The organism is sulfur-oxidizing endosymbiont of Gigantopelta aegis (assembly GCF_016097415.1).
Lineage (GTDB): Bacteria > Pseudomonadota > Gammaproteobacteria > GRL18 > GRL18 > GRL18.
In genome coordinates, this window is sequence record NZ_JAEHGE010000001.1 from 3,828,389 (window position 1) to 3,851,959 (window position 23,571).

Consider the following 23,571-nt stretch of genomic DNA (forward strand, 5'->3'; position numbering starts at 1 on the left):
ATTACCGTTGACGGCCATCGGCTCCTCAGCCTGTGCCGTGAAGATATTGTAACAGGATCATTACCGTTGTGAAAATACCTTGGGTGAATGGAACGGCTCTATCGTTCCAGAGGGCAAAAGCCCTTTCTCTTCATCTGTTTAAAGTTAACATGAGAAACTAAAATGATAGGAAATACAAAATGACAAAAATCACTTGAAACAGCCAAAAAATATTTAGAAAACTGTCCGGAAAAATGTTTGACACATCAGGAGATCATGTCGCGCCTTCACGGGCGCGTGGATTGAAACCTGCATTTTAGCAGCAAAGTTTAACATGTTATGGTCGCGCCTTCACGGGCGCGTGGATTGAAACGTCGATGACTTTTTAATGCGAGCTCATGTTTGTCGTCGCGCCTTCACGGGCGCGTGGATTGAAACATCAAAATTTCTTCAAACACTAACACTTTTTTAGTCGCGCCTTCACGGGCGCGTGGATTGAAACATACTGCATTGTATTAATCATTGAATCTCAGCGGTCGCGCCTTCACGGGCGCGTGGATTGAAACTCTACTAAAAGTGGTCGGATCAAATACACTCCATGTCGCGCCTTCACGGGCGCGTGGATTGAAACCATTTTCATATTTTGATCGCAAATGGCAATAGCAGTCGCGCCTTCACGGGCGCGTGGATTGAAACTACCGCCAATCGCGAAGATATTGTCTCATTAAAATGTCGCGCCTTCACGGGCGCGTGGATTAAACCATTATCTAAAATCCGACCTGAATTGCTCGGGGCGTCGCGCCTTCACGGGCGCGTGGATTGAATGACCCCCGACCGAAAAGGGTTTGCTCGGGGATGTGTCAACACGCCTTCAAATATTTTTTTGGCGCGTGGTCATTGTAATCACAATAATTGACCCCCGACCGAAAGAGGTTTGTTTTTCACAACGGTCGCGCCTTCACGGGCGCGTGGATTGAAACTCTTGTTGTTTTCAATCGCCATTGTGATGTGTCAACAAACAGTGACAACATTCGCTCATCCATCGACCAGCCAACAATTTGCCTAGAGAATAAGTCAATGACAACCGCTAAATATAACCAGCCTTCCTTGGTGGCAATATAGGTAATATCACCCACATAGTAGCGATCAGGTTGAGAGACAGTAAACTCTCTTTCCAGTAAATTTGGAGATATACGCTTATTATGCTTGGAATTAGTCGTCGCTTTAAAGCGTCTCTTCGTTTTACAAAACAAACCGGCTTTTTTCATTAATCGACCAATTCTCCGGCGGCTTATATGAACGCCTTTTTCAGCCAGTTTTCTTTTAAGACGACGGGTTCCATAAGTCTTGCGACTGTCTTCAAACAGTTTTTTAGCTGCTCAGTAAGCGCTTCATTTTCTTTCTCTCTATCCGTTTTAGGAGAGCTAACCCAATCATAATAGCAACTACGGGAAACATCCATAAAACGGCACAGAATCGTTACCGGGTAATCTTTAGCCTGATCAGTTATCCATGCGTACTTCACAAAATTATTGGCTCTCTCAATATAGTCGCGCCTTCACGGGCGGGCGTGGATTGAAAACAATTTCTTGTACTGTTTTACTCCAAACATTTCTGTCGCGCCTTCACGGGCGCGTGGATTGAAACTCACATGGGGAAAAGCGCGCACGGGGAAATCAATGTCGCGCCTTCACGGGCGCGTGGATTGAAACGTAAAAACAAAAAATCATGGGACGTTCTGAATTGTCGCGCCTTCACGGGCGCGTGGATTGAAACCCCAAATACAATTTTAAATAACTCGCAGATAGAGTCGCGCCTTCACGGGCGCGTGGATTGAAACTAACTGCAAGATACGTCCCGAAAAATGATTGACCGTCGCGCCTTCACGGGCGCGTGGATTGAAACCTTGCTTGCGCGCTTACCCGCGCCAGCCTTAGCTGTCGCGCCTTCACGGGCGCGTGGATTGAAACGATAAAAAAATACGACCGTTAACAATAGCAATGTCGCGCCTTCACGGGCGCGTGGATTGAAACATATCGGGCGCAGCATTGTTAGACGGAGAGCAAAGTCGCGCCTTCACGGGCGCGTGGATTGAAACTTTTAATATCAATTTAGTTATATTTTGCCACCATGTCGCGCCTTCACGGGCGCGTGGATTGAAACTTATCTATTAGCGAACTAATCAATGATTTTTTGTGTCGCGCCTTCACGGGCGCGTGGATTGAAACAATTTTATAATGTTTAATATCTGATTTTAAACAGTCGCGCCTTCACGGGCGCGTGGATTGAAACAACTTAAATTGTTGATTTTTGTAGTGATTGCAGTAGTCGCGCCTTCACGGGCGCGTGGATTGAAACCCCATCCCATTTCTCTGCGGATTTTGTTATGACGTCGCGCCTTCACGGGCGCGTGGATTGAAACTTTATATTCGATAAAAATTCTAATAATTCGACGTCGCGCCTTCACGGGCGCGTGGATTGAAACATCGCGCTTGATTGGGTTTTGCATATATTGAGCTGTCGCGCCTTCACGGGCGCGTGGATTGAAACCGCCATCCCCAATAGTATAAGCGACAAATTCCCCGAGTCGCGCCTTCACGGGCGCGTGGATTGAAACTACAAATCCGTCTTTATAATCGATTACTTCAGCGTCGCGCCTTCACGGGCGCGTGGATTGAAACAGTTGTTGGTTTTCCATCGTAAATAATACGTTGTCGCGCCTTCACGGGCGCGTGGATTGAAACTAATCTCTATAAGCCACTCTTTAATTTTTTGTTTTTGTCGCGCCTTCACGGGCGCGTGGATTGAAACGTACTGCATTGTATTAATCATTGAATCTCAGCGGGTCGCGCCTTCACGGGCGCGTGGATTGAAACAATTCCTATAAATTATATTGCCGAGGCTTTTGCATGTCGCGCCTTCACGGGCGCGTGGATTGAAACGTTTTGCGGGGAGCGTCAAATATGTCAAAGATGAGTCGCGCCTTCACGGGCGCGTGGATTGAAACTATAATTTTTTTAGTAATGGCGTTATCTATTTCTGAGTCGCGCCTTCACGGGCGCGTGGATTGAAACACCGCAAGCACTGGCACATTTGCAGAATTAAAAAGGTCGCGCCTTCACGGGCGCGTGGATTGAAACATAAGCTGCAATAACACAATCTGCCCAAGTTTTGGTCGCGCCTTCACGGGCGCGTGGATTGAAACATTAGTAGGCTTTGGGTTTACTGGCGATCAGGCGTCGCGCCTTCACGGGCGCGTGGATTGAAACATAAAATATTATCTGCAATTTTATTTGTTGATATGTCGCGCCTTCACGGGCGCGTGGATTGAAACAGAAACACTTGCTAAAAATTATTTAATTACCGGTGTCGCGCCTTCACGGGCGCGTGGATTGAAACTCCCAAATATGAATCTATTATATACTGTTACGCGTCGCGCCTTCACGGGCGCGTGGATTGAAACCATGTTCGACTTACATCCCCAATTGATTTTTACGTCGCGCCTTCACGGGCGCGTGGATTGAAAACCCTTGAGTGTTTGAAATTGCAGGATCAACTGCAATGTCGCGCCTTCACGGGCGCGTGGATTGAAACCGGAACGTATCTTGCAGTTAAAAAAGCGAATAAGTCGCGCCTTCACGGGCGCGTGGATTGAAACATTGAAAAGTGCAGATTGTTCATCGCGTTTGATGGGTCGCGCCTTCACGGGCGCGTGGATTGAAACTATTGTCAAGTGTCATGTTGACAAAATGTATTTGTCGCGCCTTCACGGGCGCGTGGATTGAAACATTGCGTCGATTTGCGAGTGCTGTGATATTGTCAGTCGTGATGTGTCAACACTTTTCCGGACAGTTTTCTAAATATTTTTTTGGCTGTTTCAAGTGATTTTTGTCATTTTGTATTTCCTATCATTTTAGTTTCTCATGTTAACTTTAAACAGATGAAGAGAAAGGGCTTTGCCCTCTGGAACGATAGAGCCGTTCCATTCACCCAAGGTGTTTTCACAACGGTAATGATCCTGTTACAATATCTTCACGGCACAGGCTGAGGAGCCGATGGCCGTCAACGGTAATGGGCGGCATTTATGTCGCCTTTTACCCTCTTCAATCAATCGATTTAAGCTATTTCCTGCTGTATTTCATAATCGACTGGTGACAAATAATCATTAGCCGAATGAAGTCGCTCCCGATTATAAAATACCTCAATATATTCAAATATTGCCTGCTTTGCTTCTACTCTGGTTTTGAATCGACAATGGTGCGTCAATTCAGTTTTCAAACTATGAAAGAAGCTCTCTGATACAGCATTGTCCCAGCAATTTCCTTTGCGGCTCATAGACTGAATTATGTTATGATCCGACAATATTTTTCTATGACTATCAGAGGCATATTGGCTACCTCGGTCAGTATGCCAAAGCAATCCATCCATTGGTTTACGCTTCCATATGGCCATCAGTAAAGCATCATTGACTAGCTTGGCTTTCATTCGCTCATCCATCGACCAGCCAACAATTTGCCTAGAGAATAAGTCAATGACAACCGCTAAATATAACCAGCCTTCCTTGGTGGCAATATAGGTAATATCACCCACATAGTAGCGATCAGGTTGAGAGACAGTAAACTCTCTTTCCAGTAAATTTGGAGATATACGCTTATTATGCTTGGAATTAGTCGTCGCTTTAAAGCGTCTCTTCGTTTTACAAAACAAACCGGCTTTTTCATTAATCGACCAATTCTCCGGCGGCTTATATGAACGCCTTTTTCAGCCAGTTTTCTTTTAAGACGACTTCCATAAGTCTTGCGACTGTCTTCAAACAGTTTTTTAGCTGCTCAGTAAGCGCTTCATTTTCTTTCTCTCTATCCGTTTTCTAACCCAATCATAATAGCAACTACGGGAACATCCATAAAACGGCACAGAATCGTTACCGGGTAATCTTTAGCCATTATCCATGCGTACTTCACAAAGTTTCCCTTGCAAAGTACGCTGTCTTCAAAAATCACGCTCCTGAATCACTTTTGCCAATTCTTTTTCAGACGTTTTTTTCAGCGTTTTACTTCATCATAAATGTAACCGGTTCTGGAATTGCTGATCCAGCTTCATTTTCTCTTATTAGTTTGAATTTGCCCAACCTAAAGCGTCGTCTGATGATGACGATGAAATAACAGATACTCCCTGGAAAATTGCTATTATTGATGATGATGAACAAGTGCATATTGTCACTCAAATGGTCTTAAAGCACTTTTCCTTTGATAATAAACCGGTTCAGTTTTTAAATGCCTATAGTGCAGCCGAAGGCTTGGAATTATTTAAAAATAATGATGATATCGGTGTCTGCTTACTGGATGTGGTAATGGAAACGGAACATGCGGGGCTTGACTTGGCCAGACAAATCCGTGAAGGATTAAAAAATACCTTTACACGTATTGTCTTGCGTACTGGACAGCCAGGAAGTGCGCCAGAAGATGAGGTGATCATTAATTATGATATCAATGACTACAAAGAAAAAACGGAGCTAACACGCTCGAAACTCAATACTCTGATGTATTCCTGTTTGCGTTCTTATCGAGACATTGTGTCTCTTGATCAAACGCGTAAGGGACTTGAACAAGTCATCAGTTCGACGACACAAGTCTTTAGTTTGCAATTTATTGAGGAGTTTTCTAAGGGAATTTTACAACAAGTAACCTCTGTTTTAAATTTTAAAGACAGTGCTTTTTATGGTAACACCAATGGACTTGCAGCCCATGGTGAGCAGAATAATGATAATGCTAACATCAAAATTATTGCCGGTATTGGTAGTTTTGAGGATAAAATTGGAAATGAAATTTCCCAGGCAATTCCTCAAGAATTATTTAATTTATTAGAGCAGCATAATGAGTTCTTTTATTCCGTTCATGTGAAAGACTCCTACTTGGCCTGTCATCAAAGTCATGGAGCGCCCAAAAATGTATTGTTTTTTCAGGGCATTGGCAAACGTAGCGCCTTACAGCAAAAATTGCTGGATATTTATAGTCGCAATGTTTTGGTGGCCTTTGAAAATATTTGCCTCAAGGTGGAAGGTGAGGAGTCACAACGAGAAATTGTCTATATGCTCGGTGAAGCGGTAGAATCTCGTTCCAATGAAACCGGCTTTCATTTGAAGCGAGTGGCGCAACTATCGGGTATTTTAGCCAGAAAACTTAAATTGCCTGATACCCATGTTGATTTAATCATTCAGGCTTCACCGCTACATGATTTAGGAAAAATTGGTATTCCTGATCATATTTTACATAAGCCGGGTAAATTGGATGCTGAAGAATGGGAAGTAATGAAGAGTCATGTCAAAATCGGTCATGATATGATGAAAAATTCGCATAAAAAAGTGTTTCGTATTGGTTCGTTAATTGCTTTAGCGAGTAAGCGATGTTACAAAAGTCCTTGGAATATGGATGACGTTTTTGATTATCTAAAAAACAGTGCAGGGAGTCAATTTGATCCGAATATGATTGCTTTATTATTAGAGGAAAAACAAACGATTGAAAATCTTTATAGGCATTTAAAGTAGAGCTTTTTAGAAATAATACCTTAGTAAAAAGCAGGGGTAAACTTATTATTAAATAGTGATATTGAAAATCAAACCAATAGCCAGTAGAGCGATCAAAGCTGCTGCCGATAGGGTAACAGTTTTAACGATATTCAGTGTTGTTGTCATTTTAGGCTTCCTTCCAATTTTTTAATCAAATCAATCAATGTTTTTTACTACAAAAAAGATATAAAAAAAGGCTCTGAGGGCATACTTAATAGTGTATGTCTCTCAAAGCCTTTATATGTATGGCTCCCCAAGCATGATTCGAACATGCGACCAAGTGATTAACAGTCACCTACTCTACCGCTGAGCTATTGGGGAATTGTTGCAAACTTCTGTCAGTCATCAGAAGCAACGAAGGCTATTCTATGCATTTTGATTTTAATGTCAAGAAACATTGTAAATAAAATTCATTTTTTTTATAACTGCCATATAAAATCAGTCACTTAACTGCAAGCAGATGTTTTGTTGCTTGTTTTTCCTGTTGCCATTCTAGCGCGTCCTGTACGCGAAATAATGACACGTTGAACAAACTGAGTGCCATTACGACTACAAAGTGTAAATGTGCCATTGGTGCTGCTATGACCATCGGAATAATAGCGCACATAGTTAGAGGAGCCAAAGCCTTTGTATTGCAGTGATAAGCTCTTTGAGAGGGCTTGCTGAACATAAAAAACTTCTTCATAAGCATTGCGCTTATTATTGCCATCCTGATCAGAAAAAATAAGCCAGCCATCAGACCATTTTGCGCTAGGTGTGCATTGCTGGCCATTATTGCTCTTACACAGCAGCACTCTACTCTTATGTTTAATGGCTTCTGAACGGGCTAGCTGATGATGGTGGAATAAAATATTCAACTGAGCTGATTGGTGATTATGGCTGAGGATGTCAGCAAAGGCAGGCACTGCTGTTGCGAGTAAAATACTGGCAATGGCCAGAGTGATGAGCAGTTCAATTAAAGTAAAGCCTCGAAGCTGTTGTTCGTTATGTCGTATCATTGGAAATCCTTTTCAAGTAATGGTGGTAATTAAAGTGAACAAATAAAGTAACTAGTGTCCATCCGTTTATTCTAGAATTATTTGATAATTGTGACCGTAGGGTGGGCACGCTTTTTGTGCCCACGCTGAAAATGTGCATATAAAGAACCCTATTTACGGATAAACACTCACTAGATGAAGTTTATAGCAATGGAATTGCTGTCTGAAGAGGTAAAGCGTGGTTAAAGCTGTAAGAAAAGTGTGATTTTTTGTGTCAGACTTAACGTACAATGATATTTTTGCTGTTTTTGTTAATAAACTGTGAAGCTAGGCAAAAAAAGAACTAAAAATAGACTAAACTAATAGTTCATCGTATAAAAGGATGCAGTGCGAGAAATTAAACACTTTTTGGGGAGAAGTGGAAAGTAGTGATGAGTCATTTTGAACAAAAAAATACCATGCAGCAATCAGTGGATGAAAATAGTCAGCTCAAAGCACAGCTTAAGCAATTATTGAGCAATGCCCATGAAAACCAGCTGAAACTGAAACGTTTTGAGCAAATAGAGTTTAAATTAATGGCTGCTGAATCCATTGAGCAGTTATTGGTCATTATTCGTGATGAATATACTAGCCTGTTCAAGCTGGATGATTGTGCTTTATTGCTTGAAGATGAGAATCTTTCTTTGCGCCGCCTCATTCCGGATGGGCTTCAAAATACGCCCAATGATCATTTTTTAACCTTATTAAATTTCCCTGTTGAACTGGAAAAATTACACTATTTGCCGACAGAGCTGATGACTGGGTTTTACCATTCTAATCATCATCAATGGCTGATGAATAATCCACATATTGAATCCATTGCAGTGATGCCCTTAATGCGTCATGGTAGAAAAATAGGTGTCTTTTGTTGCGGTAGTTATGATCGCACACGTTTTCAAGCCCATGCCGCTTGTGATTTTTTACAGCGTCTGTCTTTTATCATGGCTGTTTGTATCGAAAATGCTCTTAATTTAGAACGCCTTAAACTGAGTAGCATGACTGATGCATTAACTCAGGTGCATAATCGACGTTTTTTTGATCAACGTTTGCCTCAAGAATTGTCCAGAAATGATCGCGCCTTGACGGCAATATCTTGTTTATTTCTCGATATCGACCATTTTAAACAAGTCAATGACACTTATGGTCATGGGGTGGGTGATGATGTTTTATGTCAGGTGGCTCAACGCATTCAAACCGGGCTGAGAACACATGACATTCTGGCTCGATATGGCGGTGAAGAATTTGCTGTGTTATTACCGGACACCAGCAATGATGAAGCCATGATGGTCGCTCAGCGTATCATCGATGCGGTGAATAAAGATCGTATCGTTATTGATAAAAATGTCATTTTAACTATTACCATTTCTGCGGGTGTTTCAACTCTTATGACTGATGATACAATGATTGATGATACAAGGTCTGATTCATTAAATGATATCAAGTCATTGGGAATGAAATTACTATCAACGGCAGATGAAGCACTCTATGATGCTAAAAAACAGGGTAGAAACCGCGCCATTAATGCCGGTTTGTTAGCCTTGATTGATTCAGTAGAATGTTCACAAAAATTTCAATGTTGAAATTCCCTTACTAAAACAAATAATTTTTAGCTATTCTTTTGGAAAACCTATGCAACTGAGTGACAGCCTCATTAAACGAAAATCCACCCGTGCTTTTTTAAATAAACCTGTTGAGACAGAAAAAATTCAACAGATTTTAAATCTCGCGCGTCACGCCCCCTCCGGTGTTAATACTCAACCCTGGCAGGTTGCAGTGGTGAGTGGTGCAACTAAAAGTCGCCTGCAAGAAAAATTAGAAGCGGCTTTTCGTTCCGGTGTTAAAGCAAAAATGGACTATCAATACTATCCTCAACAATGGCTTGAGCCATTTAAAAGTCGTCGTAAGGCCTGTGGTTTAAAAATGTATAGTACTTTAAATATTGCCCGGGAAGACAAGGACAAACAATTGGAGCAATGGGCAGCTAATTATCGTGCCTTTGATGCCCCGGTAATGCTGTTGTTCTTTTTAGATGCCAGTGCTGAACAGGGATCCTTTCTTGATTATGGTATGTTTTTGCAATCTTTGATGCTAGCGGCGGTGGATCAGGGGCTGGCAACCTGTCCCCAGGCAGCACTGACGGAATATCCTGATATTGTAAAGGAAGAACTAGGGCATAAGGAAGAGGATTTATTGATCTGTGGTATGGCATTGGGCTATGAAGATTGTGATGCATTGGTGAATAGTTATCGCACCGAAAGAGAAGACATGAGTGGCTTTACTTGTTTTTTTGACTAAGTTTATGAAAAAGAGGGAATATTCAGCCAAATAAACACTAATTAGACAGGCAAGGGCATGAAAATATGCTAAATTAGGGGCTGAAATTTAACTTGGGCACAACTTGGGCACAAATAGAACAATAAGATGACTCAAACACAAGCTAACAATACCTATTCCGTCGATGTGTTAATGCTACAGGCTCGTCAATTGGCGGCTAATTACCGTCGTGCGACAGGCAAAACCCTGGCTGGTGTCACAAGCCGATAAACAAAGGTGTTGATATTTTTGTATAAAAACACCCATATTTGCTCAAAGTAATGAATTTCCAAGTTTAGAAATAGTTTTTAACAATGCTTGTCTTTTGATTTTGTTATCTTCATTATGTGCTACTTCACTTAATGCTGATAACTCTTTATGTTTCTTATTATCTGCATCAAATTCTGGTAAATTCATGTGTTTAAACACATTACCCACTTGAATTGAAATATTATGACTATCAATAAAAGCTTGTACTGTAGAGCTGTTTAGTAAACCACAAAGATAATAGGCTGGCTCTGAATCATAAAAATCAACAAAAAACAATTTGTGGTCGGGAACAAAAACTTTTTGACCACTGATAGGATCGTTACCTTTTGTAATGACTGCCGCTCTAAATGATTTATTGCCAGGCTGTTCAGGCCATACCACTTTAAATGGTGCGAAAGTATAACTGCCAACATTTGAAATACAGAAATAAGGTGCGTGTTCTGTCATTCGTTTGCTATATGTTGATCTTAAAATAAGCTGGTCTTGATAGGTGCTAAAAAATCCTTCACACTTTGGTTGTATACGTCAAAACTTCCCACGTTGACGTATCATTCCACTTTATTTAAAGGCTGAATTTTTTCAGTCAAATTCCATGGCAACAATTGCTCTAAAGCCTCATCATCATAATGCCTGCCCAGCTTAGGTAACTCAGTCAGAATGTGTGTTAAAAAGGCAAAGGGCTCTAGGTTGTTTGCTTTCGCTGTTTGCACGATTGAATATAAAATAGCACTGGCCTCAGCACCACGAGGATTTTGGTTCATGACCCAGTTTTTGCGCCCAATCACAAAGGGTTTGATCCGCCGCTCTGCCATATTATTATCAATCTGGAGGTTGCCCTCTTCAAGATAGACAGTCAGATACTTCCATTGATTGATCACATAACGAATAGGACACCCAACTTACTGTCTTTTGTTGTTTTAGTCACTTTATCATCACACCACTTTTTAAAGTCATCCAGTAGTGGTTTGCTTTTTTCCTGACGGATCAGGTAACGTTGTTCAGCATTGAGCGGTTTGATTTGTTTTTCAATCGCATACAATTTAGCAATTTTACTGATCGCCATTTGTACCATGCCAGGCTTTTTCTGACTGTTCTTGGGTAATGCTTTTAAGGCATCATGGAACTTGCGACGAGCATGTGCCATGCAGCCTAATAAAGTGACTTCACTGTTCTCATTTTCGAATATATGATAACCGGGAAAGCCATCCGTTTGCAGGTAACCTGAAAACCCCGTTAAAAAGGTTTTGGCATGTTGGCCTGCACGAGTAGGCTGATACTCATACAAAACAATGGGACACTTGAATGATAGCCGCCACTTTGATAGAGCCACATATAAGATTTAGGGCAATTCTCACGTCCATCATGGATCACTCGCATCGTTGTTTCATCGGCCTGGATGATTTTCTGCCTAATGAGATAATACAACAACCGATTATAAAAGGGTTTGAGTAATTCAGCTGATTTAAGCACCCAGTTGGACATACTGGCTCTGGAAAGTGTTATCTTATAGCGTTTAAATATCGCTTCCTGTCGATAGAGAGGCAAGCTGTCTAGGAATTTAGAAACAATGATATAGGCCAGCAGGCTGGGTGATGCAAAACTTCTAGGAATGGGCTGTGCAGGCTTAGGAGCAGTTTTAACGCCTTCCTCACAAGCACGACAGGCATATTTAACCTGAACATGTTCTACAACATATACCTGAGCAGGAACAATTTCCAGTTGCTCTGAGGTCTCTTCACCAATTTCATGCAAGTGATGACCGCAGTCACAGACTTGTTCTGCTTCAGATAACTCATGACGAACAACTTTACGAGGTAGGTCTTTAGGTAAAGGCTTACGACCGGGCTTTTTACGCTCATAAGTAATGGTTTCACGGACTTCCGGTGCTTCTTCGGCGAACGTTTCTGCCTCATTAAAGAAGTCGGGGTGAACTTCTTTTTCACTGGAAGTACCAAACCGTTTATGTTGCAACAGACGAAATTGTTCCTCATACCAGTCCACTTTTGACTGGAGTTCAAGCACCCTGTTTTTGAGCGTTGGTATCTCTTCTGGTAGTATTTTGTCTGTTGAACTCATGCGTTATATTATACTAAAAATGAGCGTTAAATGCTTGTATTTATTCTGTTTAATGCGCATCTAAAGGGACTTTTTAGTTGTTTTCCAGACCATGAATTTCAGGGTGAGCATGGTGTTGTGTGCAAGATAAACCATCCAGTAACCACTGTAATTCTCTCAGTGTTAACGAAAGAGTGGGTTGTTCTTTTTCCATCGGCCACTGGAATTTCCCTTTTCAAGTGTACGATAGTAAAGCCAGAAACCATTACGCTCCCAGTACAGTATTTTAAGTTTATCTCGCTGACGATTACAAAAACAAAGACACTGCCATCAAGGGATTGTGTTCCAATTGCTCTGAGACAATCAGTGATAGCCCATTGGTTGCTTTTCTCATATCGGTAACACCAGAAACCAGATAAACCTGATTGACTGTGATGCCCGTTATCATGAAACAGTCCTGAGCAAATCCAGAATGGACTTGAGCTGATTCAGGTTCGTATCAGAATTGATTTCCAAACTGAAACCATTGGTATGGCTTACTTTAATTGCATTGCTTGTGGGGGAATTGGCCAGTAAATTAATGGGAATGAGTTGATTGTTGGTGTTGACCTGTTTTGATGAGCTAACATAACCCAACTTCTTTCGATAATAGCTAAAAATATGAGAGGGTATCTTATGTTGTTGACAATAAACTGCCTGGCTTAAGTTACTGGCTTGGCAGGCCTCTATGTGTTGCTTCATCGAAGCATCTTTTGAATGGTTGCTCATTTGTATCTCCAAATTACGAATTGAAGATCATAGTTTGAGCTAACTGAAGCTTATTGTGAACGTGGGTTTTAATTGACGTTTACCTTTGGTTTGTCTTCCATGTCATTTTCACAATCTTCTAATAACTGTTTTGTGATCCCCTTATTAGGCACCAGTACATATAAATCTTTTTTGATTGAGACATAACATTCCTGTATATCTCCAGCCCCCTTAACTAAAGGATATAGAAAATCAGGTTCTATCCAAAACTTTCTTGCTGGTTTTACTTTTTCATTTCTTCCAAAGTCAGGGCAGGTTTTAATTTGCACCAAATTATTATTTTTATTTGTATCAATAATTTTTACAAAATAAATACCATTTAATTCTGTGGTTACTCCTTTTCTGCCGTTAACCCAAGTGCTTGCACCAGTGATCTTTTAAATGCTTTAAAACCACCTTTCGGTGTAATAGCCCATGGTGAATCACCTCCCGTAACAGGGGTTGCCTCACACTTATCAATGTCAACTGAATCAAGAGCTTCTTGTTTTGTGAGGTGAGCAGGGATTGCTTTTTTATTTCCTTTAGCCGCTTCCCATATAGCATAGGGTATAGGATATTTTATTGTGTTACCTTTGCATTTTTTAGCAATAAAAATAGCTGTTTTATTGGCTGCATCAGGAAATGGCTTTAAAGCTTTTAGATCATCAATCCCTACAGGTTGAATGATCTGATTATTTCCGATATAAAATGATCGAAAACCTGCTGAAGATGGTGATTGAAAATGAGTTTGCGTGATAACAAATGCTAAAATTCCGTCTTCATCTTTGAGCCATTTATCTGCAACGGTATAGGTGATCATTCCTGATATATCAAGTTCATTTCCACCATGAAATTTTGTTTTTGAGAAAATTCCATAATGATCACAGGTTGGCTTTATACGTTCACGGTATAATTCGGGTAATTTTGACCATCTGACCCAAGGTGGATTACCAACAACCACATCAAACTTTCCTGCAATAGCAGACCAGAAGAAATTACGCACTATACGAAACCAGATACCATTCCAGTTTCTTTCATGTAAATCCAGAATTTTTTTCATAAGTATGCTTGAGTGGTGATCTCCATTCTTTCATTTCATTGGATGTAATTAATTTTTTTTGTATTAATTTTTTTCTGTCTCACGCCACTGAGTACTTTTTGAAACTAAATTATCCATTAGTAAAAATACGGAATCTAAACGACTTCTATCAAAAGCCAATTCTGAAGGCAATAAAATTTCAAGATCGGCTACTTCACTACCAATTTTATAAGAGACAATCAATTCATCTTTTTAGGATTTCGAGCTGGGGAATACACTGCATCCGCTAAAAGAATCGGTATTTCTATATCTGTTCCTTTGTTATTGTCTAATAAATCAGAAATAGCGATTAATATATTCACTCGGGCAGTCTGGACTGCTAAAGGATTTAAATCAAAGCCCCAGACATTGTGATGTGTCAACACTTTTCCGGACAGTTTTCTAAATATTTTTTGGCTGTTTCAAGTGATTTTTGTCATTTTGTATTTCCTATCATTTTAGTTTCTCATGTTATTAAACAGATGAAGAGAAAGGGCTTTGCCCTCTGGAACGATAGAGCCGTTCCATTCACCCAAGGTATTTTCACAACGGTAATGATCCTGTTACAATATCTTCACGGCACAGGCTGAGGAGCCGATGGCCGTCAACGGTAATGGGCGGCATTTATGTCGCCTTTTACCCCTCTTCAATCAATCGATTTAAGCTATTTCCTGCTGTATTTCATAATCGACTGGTGACAAATAATCATTAGCCGAATGAAGTCGCTCCCGATTATAAAATACCTCAATATATTCAAATATTGCCTGCTTTGCTTCTACTCTGGTTTTGAATCGACAATGGTGCGTCAATTCAGTTTTCAAACTATGAAAGAAGCTCTCTGATACAGCATTGTCCCAGCAATTTCCTTTGCGGCTCATAGACTGAATTATGTTATGATCCGACAATATTTTTCTATGACTATCAGAGGCATATTGGCTATCTCGGTCAGTATGCCAAAGCAATCCATCCATTGGTTTACGCTTCCATATGGCCATCAGTAAAGCATCATTGACTAGCTTGGCTTTCATTCGCTCATCCATCGACCAGCCAACAATTTGCCTAGAGAATAAGTCAATGACAACCGCTAAATATAACCAGCCTTCCTTGGTGGCAATATAGGTAATATCACCCACATAGTAGCGATCAGGTTGAGAGACAGTAAACTCTCTTTCCAGTAAATTTGGAGATATACGCTTATTATGCTTGGAATTAGTCGTCGCTTTAAAGCGTCTCTTCGTTTTACAAAACAAACCGGCTTTTTTCATTAATCGACCAATTCTCCGGCGGCTTATATGAACGCCTTTTTCAGCCAGTTTTCTTTTTAAGACGACGGGTTCCATAAGTCTTGCGACTGTCTTCAAACAGTTTTTTAGCTGCTCAGTAAGCGCTTCATTTTCTTTCTCTCTATCCGTTTTAGGAGAGCTAACCCAATCATAATAGCAACTACGGGAAACATCCATAAAACGGCACAGAATCGTTACCGGGTAATCTTTAGCCTGATCAGTTATCCATGCGTACTTCACAAAGTTTCCCTTGCAAAGTACGCTGTGGCCTTTTTTTAATAAATCACGCTCCTGAATCACTTTTGCCAATTCTTTTTTCAGACGTTTTACTTCATCATAAATGTGTTCATCACTTCTATTGGCTACCGTCTTCACCGGTTTGGAATATTTACTGATCCAGGTATGTAGAGTATTTACATTAACACCTAGCTCCCTGGCAGTCTGAGAAACGGGTTGATCCGTCTCATTAGCTAATTTGACAGCTGATTCTTTAAATTCTGATGTATAGCTTTTATTCGGTTTTTTTTGTTTGATCATTCATTTTAGGTCACACTTTTTATCTTTTAGTTATTTTAAGTTGTGTGTCCGGTTAAGTATAGCCACATTATTGTTTATGATGTGTTTTAACACTTCTAAATCACCCCACCCATCATCTGTTGCTTGTATTTTTATTTTCCTGATTAAAGCCAGTAAGAAAGAAGCTGAACCACATGTTGGATCAAGAAATCGTTGAGTTAAAAATTTTTTACATTGATTCTATCCAGAGTGACTTCAACCAACCATTCTGGTGTATAAAATTCACCCAGACTTTTTCGTAGCTCATTTGGCACGAGATCTTGATAAAACGACTTAAGAACATCTTTTGAACGTGCGGAAGTTAATTTATCCGCTCTATACATGGAGAATGAAAGCAAAATACCTTTTAATCCATCAATTATTTTGGCTTGATGTTGTTTCAATCTTGCAACATCAAGATACCAACTGAAAATAACTTCTTCTCCAAACCCATTTATTCCAGCACCAGAAAAGAAATTACCCTGTTCAATTTCATATTCCATTCGGTCAATTAATAATTGACCATCAAGGCTGACTGTTTCTCTGATAAATCCTTTATAAGTGGTTAGTGCATGTTCGGCAACAACTTCTGCACCAAGAATTTTTATCAAAAGAGAGTTGTAAGTATGTATGACAAAAAGTGCAACAGGGATCTTCAATTCTTCAGACTTTTTTTGTTCAGAGAAATTGACTTGAAATCAATATTATCAAGAATCCCATTCACTTGGCTGATGGAAAGATTTGATGTTTGTCCATAAAGAGCTTTCCACTCTTCAAAGATCATTTTTATTTTATTATTATTTTTCTTTTCCAGTCGCTCTGATAATGCGTCAGATAAAGCCTGTAACATATTACAGCCAGCATCAGAACTATGACCAAAATCAGTGATTAGATTTTCTGATGTAACAGGAACCCATTTACAATCAGTCAGAGCCTTAACTATCAAAGATACACTGGATTCACTTAATGGTAATAATGCATCATGAACTATTTTTCCTCGGCTGTACCGTGCAAATGCAATATGCTCTGCATCGGTAACTATTCCAATATAATCCTCATTGTCGAGGGATTCGAGTTTAGCACGAGTCGGGATATATTTTTTTTAAGCGATCAAACACCGCATTTTTAAATGCAGAACTGGAATTGTAAGCAGAATACCCATACCACCTTCTGCCAGAACTGCTGGCAGATGAAATAACTCGCTCTAATAATGATAATCTACGTCTAACCTGCATAAAAAATTATCAATCCCATGCATGGAGGCTTTGTTATATAACCATGCCTGATGGTCTTCATCATAGTCACCATAATCAGTAAGATAACAAATCGCTTTTCTGGTTCAGACATATTAGGAAAAGGGTGTAAAAGCCATTTATCTTTCCAGTTTCCAATTTCCTGCATGTTTTCTAATCGATCTTTTATTATTTTTAATTTTATTTTATTTTTTGATAAATCAGGGTGTTCTTTTTGCTGATCTGAAAAATAGTTCCTGGAATCATTTAAAGTTCTCCGCTTTTCATCAACAGTTAAATCCTTTGTTATTCGAACATAAAAGCATCACAGCTTCTATTTTTTATTTCGTTATGGAAAGCTGTTAAGCAGGTTGCTCTCATTCCAGAATCTTGATCTAAAAAAGAATCTGATTTTTTCAACACCACTGAACAATTTATGTATAAAAAGAAATGTCCATACATCGTATATTCAGAATGGATCTGCATTCCATTTTGAGGCAATTTTTGTACTTGATAGAGAGCTTCTGATTCTTCTATATCATCACGAGAAATTGCATCCTTGTATGTTGCTGATATATCGGCACTTAAAGATGATCCATTTGTCTTTTTGGATCTTGAATTTTTCACACTCTCTTTATAATCACCATTCAACCAGAATCTTGCATGTTTTCGATAGGCGTATTGGGCATTATAATCATTAACAGATAAAGCATTTCTATTTCAATAGGGCTAATACAAGGATCATAGTTTAAATTCATTTGAAATACGTAGCCCGTTTCATTGTCAGCACTACCGATTGCTGAAAGTTTAATATTTCGTTTATCTTCTCGTCTTGTCCAATTAACAATATATTCCTGTCTATCCACGCTAACATAAAGTCGCTTTATATTGCTTTTAATTAACCTCTGTTCTCTTTCTGATACAAAGGTCATGCACTGTTTATGCAGAAAATCAATTTTTGCATAAACAGTCGCCATACTCAACATCAGCAACTTCACAGATTCGCCTTAAAGGGGATTTATTCATTAGAAGTTTGAAAATAAGATTGTTTTTATGAGGCTGTTTTTGACCAGTTGTAGATTGTTTAACTGAAAATGTTTTCTTACAAGACTTGCATCGATAACGACTAGAACCTGATTTTGTTTTCCCAAAAGACTGGTAAAATTCTTTTCCTAACTTAATACTAATGAGATTATTTTTACATGAATTATCAGGGCATGACACCTCTGGAGTTTCTTTTAAATATTCTTCAATTCGCTGTAATTCATCCCAAATTCCTTGATTGCTCTTAACTGGGAATAACTCATTACAAGACTTGCAAATCAGTTTAGTAACTGGCTTTCGACTACCACTTGATAATTTGTAGCAGTCTTTTTGTGATTTATGGAGTTTAACTTGGCTTTCTGTGCTGGCAGGAACACCATAATTTTGGCACAATGGATTTTTGCAAAAATTAACCTGAATATCGTTAATTTCAACTGGAATTCTTGGTTGTTTTATATCAGAAGATATTTTATCCATTTAGATATCCCCTTAAATGTTGATTTTACAAGAATAATAGCTTAATTTATCGCATTTATCAACACCTTTATTTATCGGCTTGCACCAGTATCGGTTTGGCGCTTAAATATTTTTCCCGTTTAGAACTCGATGAAGACGGTCGTGAGTGGGCGCAAATATCAGGGCGAGAGGCCTCCAGAATGGGACGTTTACTAGAAGATGTTTTACTCTATTCCAAGCCTGTTAAACTGGATTTAAAGCCTTTGAATTTGTCGGTGATACTCAAGGAATTTATCAATGCTAATCGAGCGATGGGAGAACAAAAACAACTCTACAGCAAATTACTTCTTGCTCAGGATCAGGAGCATGAAAAATTAATCATTAATGCCGATAGTGATCGCCTTAATCAAATCTTGCTTAATATTTATCGCAATGCGATAGAAGCAGCAGAGCCCGATAGTCAAATTAGCTATTCATTACAGTGTAATTATGCCGCTCAGACTGTTACTCTGACGATTAATAACAAGGGTGATATTATTCCTGAAAATGTTCTACAGCGCATAGGTGAACCATTTTTTACCACCAAAAGCCGTGGTACGGGCTTGGGAATGGGTATTGTAAAACGCATGATTGAAGCACATGGCGGTTACTTAAAAATAACCTCAAGTGTTAAACTCGGCACGGATGTTGCGATAACCTTGCCCTATATGAGTTGTGAATAAGCTTTATAAATCCTGACTTAAGCGTATTAATTCTATCGCCTGATGAGGATCTTTTATTCTTTTTAGCTCAGGAAAAATGGCTTCCGCCTGAGAAAAATTAGCCATGAGCCACTTTACCCATAACTTCAATCGGGGTGCAACATAACGTTCATTCAACGCACTATTGTGAATCATTAACTGGTATAACTTATCCAACATCTGACACATTTCAGGCCAGCTTAACTGAGGTGTGCTTTTATCGTCTAAGGCATTTTTTATCTGCAAGGCCAGATCAGGTGTTACCATCGCACCACGTCCCAACATAATACTTGAACAGTGACTACGTTCTTTACAACGATAATAATCATCCACACTCCAGACCTCACCATTGGCAATAATGGGGATCGTCAGCTGATCTGCAAGCGGTGCTAAAGCATCCCAATAAGCAGGTGGACGGTAGCCATCTTTTTTTGTCCGGGCGTGAATAGTGAGCCAGTCAGCCCCTGCATCCTGAATCGCCTGGGCATTATCATGAGCCAGGGATTGATCATCAAAGCCAAGGCGCATCTTTGCCGTGACCGGAATATTGGCTGGCACAGCCTGACGCACAGAATAAACTAATTGGTTGATGCGATCAGGAAATTTGAGCAGACTAGCACCGCCATCACGGCGGTTGACAGTCTTTGCAGGACAACCAAAATTGAGATCAATACCTTCAGCGCCAAGACTAACCGCCTTGGCTGCATTGTCGGCCATGGCTGAATTATCACTGCCTAATAATTGTAAAAAAATCGGCGTGCCGGATTTGGTATGGCTGATCTTTTGTCCCGAATCAGGATTTATATTCAACTCAGGAAAACGCCGATAAAAAACACGGGTGGGGAATAAGGTATTAGTGATCCGCAAAAATTCTGTGACACATAAGTCATAGCCACCAATAGCGGTTAAAATTTCACGGGCATAAGCATCCGTTAGTCCATCCATGGGTGCCAAAACTATTTTCATCGTCGATCTTACTCAGGAGTTAGGGAATTAAGTGTTCGAACAAACCGGGCATTGTGGATCGGCAGGTAGTTTTAAGGTACGCCAATCCATTGTATAGGCATCTAATAAGAGTAAGCGTGATACCAAAGGTTTACCAATAGACATAATAAGCTTCATCGCCTCAACGGCCTGGACACTACCAATGATTCCGACCACTGGAGACAAAACGCCATTTTCAGAACACGTAGTTGCCACATCATTTGCATCGTCTTTATATAAACAACGATAACAAGACCCTTCGCCCTGATTGGCAAAGACAATTACCTGACCTTCCATGCGAATTGCCGCACCTGAAACGAGTGGTGTACGAGCTTGATAGCAAACCTGATTGAGTAAAAAACGAGCGTCAAAGTTATCCGTGCCATCTATAACCACATCAGCGCATTGAGCTTGTGCTAGCAAGGCTGGTTCATCAAGCTTGTGGCTTAAAGCAGTGACTTGAATATGGGGGTTGAGTTGTAAGAGGGTTTCTTTGGCTGACTCCGCTTTATTTTGCCCGATGCGTTGCTCAGAAGAATGAATGATTTGTCGTTGTAAATTGGATAAATCGACCTCATCAAAATCACAGATCACTAAGTGGCCAACGCCAGCCGATGCAAGATACATTGCTATCGGTGAGCCTAAACCACCCATGCCGATAATCAATACGCGGGCATTGAGTAGCTTTTCCTGACCCTCAATACCGACATAGGGCAACATGATTTGTCGTGAGTAACGCAGTAATTGATCATCATTCATAATAGCTAATCTACCAGCTTAAAGGACTCTTTATATTGGAGCGTATTTTATCTGATTTAAGAACATGAAGATATGATCAGAGAAAAATAAGCGAATAGAGCATTTGTTAAGTTGTTTTTTAAAAGTGATGTGACTTATTTATTGATATAACTTAAGAAAAAGTTAATAAAGTGAATAATATCTATGGTCAAAACTTTACTTTATGAAACTCTGAGTTAGAATGACTAATAAGGGTTTGATCATTTTCGATCCTAAACAAAAATGTTTTTGGTTATTTTATCCAGTGAGAAAAAAATGAGAATTGTTTTATTAGGCGCACCAGGTTCAGGCAAAGGTACACAAGCAAAAAAATTAATTGAAAAATATGGCGTTCCACAAATATCGACAGGTGACTTATTACGCGCCGCAGTTCAAGATGAAACTCCACTCGGATTAAAAGCCAAACACGCGATGGACTCCGGTGAGTTAGTGACCGATGATATCGTGCTAGGGATTATCGAAGAACGTTTAAAAGAACCTGATGCTTTTTATGGTTTCATCCTCGATGGCTTTCCAAGAAATATCCCTCAGGCGGAAGCATTGGATAATATGCTCAACACGATTTATAAGCCACTGGAAAAAACAATTTTAATTGATGTTGATCTGGACGACCTAATGCACCGATTAACAGGCCGTAGAACCTGTGCCGACTGTGGTCAAATGTATAATGTTTATACCTCTGCACCAATATTAACCGAAGTCTGTGATAAATGCGGTGGTAAACTGATTCAAAGAGCGGATGACAATAAAGAAACCATTGGTCATCGCCTGAAAATATATAGCTCACAAACTGAACCACTGATTTCTTATTATAAGCAACAAAGCAAAAATGTAGCCATTGAAGGCGCAGGTGATGTCGATGAAATCTTTGCCCGAATAACAGCAATTCTTGATCCACTGGTTAAAACGCCCAAGGCTGTAGAAACAGCTACCATTGAAGGCGAGCTTGAAGAAGTGACAAAATCTGAGAAAGAAGAGAAGAAAGCGGTTACTAAGAAGCCAACTAAGAAGAAGACTGCGACGAAGAAGAAAGTAGCGACTAAGAAAAAGGCTGCGACGAAGAAGAAAGTAACAACTAAGAAAAAAGTGGCTACGAAGAAGAAAGTAACAACTAAGAAAAAAGTGGCTACGAAGAAGAAAGTCGCAATTAAGAAAAAGGCTGCTACGAAGAAGAAAGTCGCAATTAAGAAAAAGGCTGCGACGAAGAAGAAAGTCGCAACTAAGAAAAAGGTCGCTGCGAAGAAGAAAGTCGCATCTAAGAAAAAGGTGGCTGTGAAGAAGAAAGTCGCATCTAAGAAAAAGGTGGCTGTGAAGAAGAAAGTCGCAACTAAGAAAAAGGCTGCGACGAAGAAGAAAGTTGCATCTAAGAAAAAGGTGGCTGTGAAGAAGAAAGTAGCGACTAAGAAAAAGGTGGCTGTGAAGAAGAAAGTAGCGACTAAGAAAAAGGTGGCTACGAAGAAGAAAGTCGCAACTAAGAAAAAGGCTGCTACGAAGAAGAAAGTAGCGACTAAGAAAAAGGCTGCTACGAAGAAGAAAGTCGTACCTAAGAAAAAGGCTGCTACGAAGAAGAAAGTCGCACCTAAGAAAAAGGCTGCCACGAAGAAGAAAGTCGCACCTAAGAAAAAGGCTGCCACGAAGAAGAAAGTCGCACCTAAGAAAAAGGCTGCTACGAAGAAGAAAGTCGCACCTAAGAAAAAGGCTGCTACGAAGAAGAAAGTCGCACCTAAGAAAAAGGTGGCTACGAAGAAGAAAGTCGCACCTAAGAAAAAGGCTGCTACGAAGAAGAAAGTCGCACCTAAGAAAAAGGTCGCTGCGAAGAAGAAAGTCGCACCTAAGAAAAAGTCTACTACGAAGAAGAAAGTAGTAACTAAGAAAAAGGTGGTAAAAAAGAAAAAATCGACCACTAAGAAGAAAGTGGCGAAAAAAGCGAAGAAGAAATAAAAAAAGGGGCTGAAAAGCCCCTTTTTTTATACCTTATGAGATAAAATCAGCGCCTCTTTTTAAGCGCCTATATCACCAGGCGCTTCATCCAAAGGAAAAGGGCTTTGATTATCCAACCAGGCTTTCCATTGGGCATGATGAGTGACATCGATACCTTCGGTTTTTGCGCTAGATTGTAAATGTGTTTGTAGATCAGAGAGCAGTTCGGAGTCCATTAATTCAAAATGTGACTGCACATTGGCATGAAGCAGGTTGTAGATTAGTTTTAATTCTGTCAGCGGATAATCTGTAATGGTTTTCATGATTGCTATTAATGCTCTGTTAAAAAGTAATAAGGGAGTGAATTTTAAGCTCATATTTTTCATATATTAGCACAAATTTGCGGCAAGCTAGGTGCTTTTGTATACTTCTATTATACCCAAACTGCTCTTAGCTGATAAGGTTAGGCGGACTTTCCAGCGATTTGACAGAAGGAT

General features: G+C 39.9%; 23 protein-coding genes, 1 tRNA gene, 4 pseudogenes and 2 CRISPR repeat arrays. Of the genes and pseudogenes, 6 read left to right on the forward strand and 22 right to left on the reverse strand.

What is annotated here, in order from left to right:
* Window positions 1-257: 257 nt before the first annotated feature.
* Window positions 258-806: a CRISPR direct-repeat array (repeat unit 31 nt; unit sequence GTCGCGCCTTCACGGGCGCGTGGATTGAAAC).
* A gap of 183 nt (window positions 807-989) precedes the next feature.
* Window positions 990-1,504, reverse strand: a pseudogene (locus JEU79_RS19785) (IS3 family transposase); the annotation flags it as partial.
* Window positions 1,505-1,595: 91 nt separating this feature from the next.
* A CRISPR array of direct repeats spans window positions 1,596-3,767; the repeat unit is 31 nt; unit sequence GTCGCGCCTTCACGGGCGCGTGGATTGAAAC.
* A 328-nt stretch (window positions 3,768-4,095) separates the two neighbouring features.
* A pseudogene (locus JEU79_RS28900) lies at window positions 4,096-5,019 on the reverse strand (IS3 family transposase); the annotation flags it as partial.
* 166 nt (window positions 5,020-5,185) lie between these two features.
* On the opposite strand from JEU79_RS28900, the gene JEU79_RS19800 reads away from it, so the two are divergent.
* Window positions 5,186-6,523 carry a DUF3369 domain-containing protein gene (locus JEU79_RS19800; RefSeq protein WP_198265466.1) on the forward strand — a complete coding sequence of 446 codons (1,338 nt, stop codon included), beginning with the start codon at window positions 5,186-5,188 and terminating at the stop codon, window positions 6,521-6,523.
* Window positions 6,524-6,790: 267 nt separating this feature from the next.
* On the opposite strand, the gene JEU79_RS19805 is transcribed toward JEU79_RS19800, so the two are convergent.
* Together JEU79_RS19805 and JEU79_RS19810 are read right to left on the reverse strand one after the other, a co-directional pair.
* A tRNA-Asn gene (locus JEU79_RS19805) sits at window positions 6,791-6,865 on the reverse strand.
* A gap of 125 nt (window positions 6,866-6,990) precedes the next feature.
* Window positions 6,991-7,542, reverse strand: a complete 552-nt coding sequence (locus tag JEU79_RS19810; RefSeq protein WP_198266088.1) for a GspH/FimT family pseudopilin — start codon at window positions 7,540-7,542, stop codon at window positions 6,991-6,993.
* 410 nt (window positions 7,543-7,952) lie between these two features.
* Here JEU79_RS19810 and JEU79_RS19815 point away from each other — a divergent pair, with 410 nt between their 5' ends.
* The 3 genes from JEU79_RS19815 (at window position 7,953) to JEU79_RS27720 (ending at window position 10,104) form a co-directional block, all read left to right on the forward strand.
* Window positions 7,953-9,140, forward strand: coding sequence for a sensor domain-containing diguanylate cyclase (locus tag JEU79_RS19815; RefSeq protein ID WP_198265467.1), 1,188 nt, complete (start codon window positions 7,953-7,955; stop codon window positions 9,138-9,140).
* A 49-nt stretch (window positions 9,141-9,189) separates the two neighbouring features.
* Complete coding sequence (locus JEU79_RS19820) at window positions 9,190-9,855, forward strand: nitroreductase (protein ID WP_198265468.1); 666 nt, start codon at window positions 9,190-9,192, stop codon at window positions 9,853-9,855.
* A gap of 126 nt (window positions 9,856-9,981) precedes the next feature.
* Window positions 9,982-10,104, forward strand: a complete 123-nt coding sequence (locus JEU79_RS27720) for a hypothetical protein (protein WP_281400989.1) — start codon at window positions 9,982-9,984, stop codon at window positions 10,102-10,104.
* A gap of 42 nt (window positions 10,105-10,146) precedes the next feature.
* Here JEU79_RS27720 and JEU79_RS19825 read toward each other — a convergent pair whose 3' ends face one another.
* The 15 genes and pseudogenes from JEU79_RS19825 to JEU79_RS19905 all read right to left on the reverse strand — a co-directional run bounded on the left by JEU79_RS19825 (window position 10,147) and on the right by JEU79_RS19905 (window position 18,653).
* Window positions 10,147-10,590, reverse strand: a complete 444-nt coding sequence (locus JEU79_RS19825) for a hypothetical protein (RefSeq protein WP_198263622.1) — start codon at window positions 10,588-10,590, stop codon at window positions 10,147-10,149.
* A gap of 101 nt (window positions 10,591-10,691) precedes the next feature.
* Window positions 10,692-12,219: pseudogene (gene tnpC, locus JEU79_RS28905) on the reverse strand (IS66 family transposase).
* A 162-nt stretch (window positions 12,220-12,381) separates the two neighbouring features.
* The gene (locus tag JEU79_RS29120) at window positions 12,382-12,483 is read right to left on the reverse strand and encodes a hypothetical protein (protein ID WP_484637492.1); all 102 of its coding nucleotides are present in this window, start codon (window positions 12,481-12,483) and stop codon (window positions 12,382-12,384) included.
* 22 nt (window positions 12,484-12,505) lie between these two features.
* Complete coding sequence (gene tnpB, locus JEU79_RS29125) at window positions 12,506-12,646, reverse strand: IS66 family insertion sequence element accessory protein TnpB (protein WP_198265472.1); 141 nt, start codon at window positions 12,644-12,646, stop codon at window positions 12,506-12,508.
* Complete coding sequence (gene tnpA, locus JEU79_RS19855; RefSeq protein ID WP_198262602.1) at window positions 12,643-12,966, reverse strand: IS66 family insertion sequence element accessory protein TnpA; 324 nt, start codon at window positions 12,964-12,966, stop codon at window positions 12,643-12,645. The genes tnpB and tnpA overlap by 4 nt, the downstream gene beginning before the upstream one ends.
* Before the next feature lie 68 nt (window positions 12,967-13,034).
* Window positions 13,035-13,277, reverse strand: a complete 243-nt coding sequence (locus JEU79_RS19860; protein ID WP_214660636.1) for a hypothetical protein — start codon at window positions 13,275-13,277, stop codon at window positions 13,035-13,037.
* A 59-nt stretch (window positions 13,278-13,336) separates the two neighbouring features.
* A complete protein-coding gene (locus tag JEU79_RS19865; RefSeq protein ID WP_198263620.1) occupies window positions 13,337-14,044 on the reverse strand; it encodes an Eco57I restriction-modification methylase domain-containing protein in 708 nt (235 codons plus the stop codon).
* Between the two features lie 63 nt (window positions 14,045-14,107).
* Window positions 14,108-14,266 carry a hypothetical protein gene (locus JEU79_RS19870; RefSeq protein ID WP_198262479.1) on the reverse strand — a complete coding sequence of 53 codons (159 nt, stop codon included), beginning with the start codon at window positions 14,264-14,266 and terminating at the stop codon, window positions 14,108-14,110.
* Window positions 14,263-14,448, reverse strand: coding sequence for a hypothetical protein (locus JEU79_RS19875; RefSeq protein ID WP_198265474.1), 186 nt, complete (start codon window positions 14,446-14,448; stop codon window positions 14,263-14,265). Before JEU79_RS19875 ends, JEU79_RS19870 begins: the two co-directional genes overlap by 4 nt.
* Before the next feature lie 273 nt (window positions 14,449-14,721).
* Window positions 14,722-15,882 (reverse strand): IS3 family transposase, encoded by a 1,161-nt coding sequence (locus tag JEU79_RS19880; RefSeq protein WP_246540429.1) that lies wholly within the window; start codon window positions 15,880-15,882, stop codon window positions 14,722-14,724.
* Window positions 15,883-16,079: 197 nt separating this feature from the next.
* Window positions 16,080-16,511, reverse strand: a complete 432-nt coding sequence (locus tag JEU79_RS19885) for a hypothetical protein (RefSeq protein WP_198265475.1) — start codon at window positions 16,509-16,511, stop codon at window positions 16,080-16,082.
* A gap of 44 nt (window positions 16,512-16,555) precedes the next feature.
* Window positions 16,556-16,846 carry a hypothetical protein gene (locus tag JEU79_RS19890; RefSeq protein ID WP_198262940.1) on the reverse strand — a complete coding sequence of 97 codons (291 nt, stop codon included), beginning with the start codon at window positions 16,844-16,846 and terminating at the stop codon, window positions 16,556-16,558.
* A 592-nt stretch (window positions 16,847-17,438) separates the two neighbouring features.
* Entirely contained in the window at window positions 17,439-17,783 is a 345-nt protein-coding gene (locus JEU79_RS19895) for a hypothetical protein (RefSeq protein ID WP_198265476.1), read from the reverse strand.
* Complete coding sequence (locus JEU79_RS19900; RefSeq protein WP_198265477.1) at window positions 17,780-18,109, reverse strand: hypothetical protein; 330 nt, start codon at window positions 18,107-18,109, stop codon at window positions 17,780-17,782. The genes JEU79_RS19895 and JEU79_RS19900 overlap by 4 nt, the downstream gene beginning before the upstream one ends.
* The gene (locus JEU79_RS19905) at window positions 18,084-18,653 is read right to left on the reverse strand and encodes an IS1 family transposase (RefSeq protein WP_198265478.1); all 570 of its coding nucleotides are present in this window, start codon (window positions 18,651-18,653) and stop codon (window positions 18,084-18,086) included. Before JEU79_RS19905 ends, JEU79_RS19900 begins: the two co-directional genes overlap by 26 nt.
* A 95-nt stretch (window positions 18,654-18,748) precedes the next feature.
* Between JEU79_RS19905 and JEU79_RS19910 the strand changes: the two genes are divergently transcribed.
* Window positions 18,749-19,354 (forward strand): sensor histidine kinase, encoded by a 606-nt coding sequence (locus JEU79_RS19910; protein ID WP_198265479.1) that lies wholly within the window; start codon window positions 18,749-18,751, stop codon window positions 19,352-19,354.
* A gap of 3 nt (window positions 19,355-19,357) precedes the next feature.
* Here JEU79_RS19910 and JEU79_RS19915 read toward each other — a convergent pair whose 3' ends face one another.
* Both JEU79_RS19915 and JEU79_RS19920 read right to left on the reverse strand, forming a co-directional pair.
* Window positions 19,358-20,338: a tRNA dihydrouridine synthase gene (locus JEU79_RS19915; protein WP_198265480.1), complete on the reverse strand. Its 981-nt coding sequence runs from the start codon at window positions 20,336-20,338 to the stop codon at window positions 19,358-19,360.
* 27 nt (window positions 20,339-20,365) lie between these two features.
* Window positions 20,366-21,115: a HesA/MoeB/ThiF family protein gene (locus tag JEU79_RS19920; RefSeq protein WP_198264287.1), complete on the reverse strand. Its 750-nt coding sequence runs from the start codon at window positions 21,113-21,115 to the stop codon at window positions 20,366-20,368.
* Between the two features lie 294 nt (window positions 21,116-21,409).
* Here JEU79_RS19920 and JEU79_RS26930 point away from each other — a divergent pair.
* Window positions 21,410-22,048 (forward strand): annotated as a pseudogene (locus JEU79_RS26930) (adenylate kinase); the annotation flags it as partial.
* A 1,106-nt stretch (window positions 22,049-23,154) separates the two neighbouring features.
* Here JEU79_RS26930 and JEU79_RS19930 read toward each other — a convergent pair.
* Window positions 23,155-23,397, reverse strand: a complete 243-nt coding sequence (locus JEU79_RS19930; RefSeq protein WP_198264289.1) for a hypothetical protein — start codon at window positions 23,395-23,397, stop codon at window positions 23,155-23,157.
* Window positions 23,398-23,571: the final 174 nt, after the last annotated feature.

What these genes read in the sequence shown, in the direction of transcription:
- JEU79_RS19810 (WP_198266088.1), bottom strand. Translation starts at nt 7,542, where the DNA reads ATGATACGACATAACGAACAACAGCTTCGAGGCTTTACTTTAATTGAA.
- JEU79_RS19815 (WP_198265467.1), top strand. Translation starts at nt 7,953, where the DNA reads ATGAGTCATTTTGAACAAAAAAATACCATGCAGCAATCAGTGGATGAA.
- JEU79_RS19820 (WP_198265468.1), top strand. Translation starts at nt 9,190, where the DNA reads ATGCAACTGAGTGACAGCCTCATTAAACGAAAATCCACCCGTGCTTTT.
- JEU79_RS27720 (WP_281400989.1), top strand. Translation starts at nt 9,982, where the DNA reads ATGACTCAAACACAAGCTAACAATACCTATTCCGTCGATGTGTTAATG.
- JEU79_RS19825 (WP_198263622.1), bottom strand. Translation starts at nt 10,590, where the DNA reads ATGACAGAACACGCACCTTATTTCTGTATTTCAAATGTTGGCAGTTAT.
- tnpB (WP_198265472.1), bottom strand. Translation starts at nt 12,646, where the DNA reads ATGATAACGGGCATCACAGTCAATCAGGTTTATCTGGTTTCTGGTGTT.
- tnpA (WP_198262602.1), bottom strand. Translation starts at nt 12,966, where the DNA reads ATGAGCAACCATTCAAAAGATGCTTCGATGAAGCAACACATAGAGGCC.
- JEU79_RS19865 (WP_198263620.1), bottom strand. Translation starts at nt 14,044, where the DNA reads ATGAAAAAAATTCTGGATTTACATGAAAGAAACTGGAATGGTATCTGG.
- JEU79_RS19880 (WP_246540429.1), bottom strand. Translation starts at nt 15,882, where the DNA reads ATGATCAAACAAAAAAAACCGAATAAAAGCTATACATCAGAATTTAAA.
- JEU79_RS19900 (WP_198265477.1), bottom strand. Translation starts at nt 18,109, where the DNA reads ATGGCGACTGTTTATGCAAAAATTGATTTTCTGCATAAACAGTGCATG.
- JEU79_RS19905 (WP_198265478.1), bottom strand. Translation starts at nt 18,653, where the DNA reads ATGGATAAAATATCTTCTGATATAAAACAACCAAGAATTCCAGTTGAA.
- JEU79_RS19915 (WP_198265480.1), bottom strand. Translation starts at nt 20,338, where the DNA reads ATGAAAATAGTTTTGGCACCCATGGATGGACTAACGGATGCTTATGCC.
- JEU79_RS19920 (WP_198264287.1), bottom strand. Translation starts at nt 21,115, where the DNA reads ATGAATGATGATCAATTACTGCGTTACTCACGACAAATCATGTTGCCC.
- JEU79_RS19930 (WP_198264289.1), bottom strand. Translation starts at nt 23,397, where the DNA reads ATGAAAACCATTACAGATTATCCGCTGACAGAATTAAAACTAATCTAC.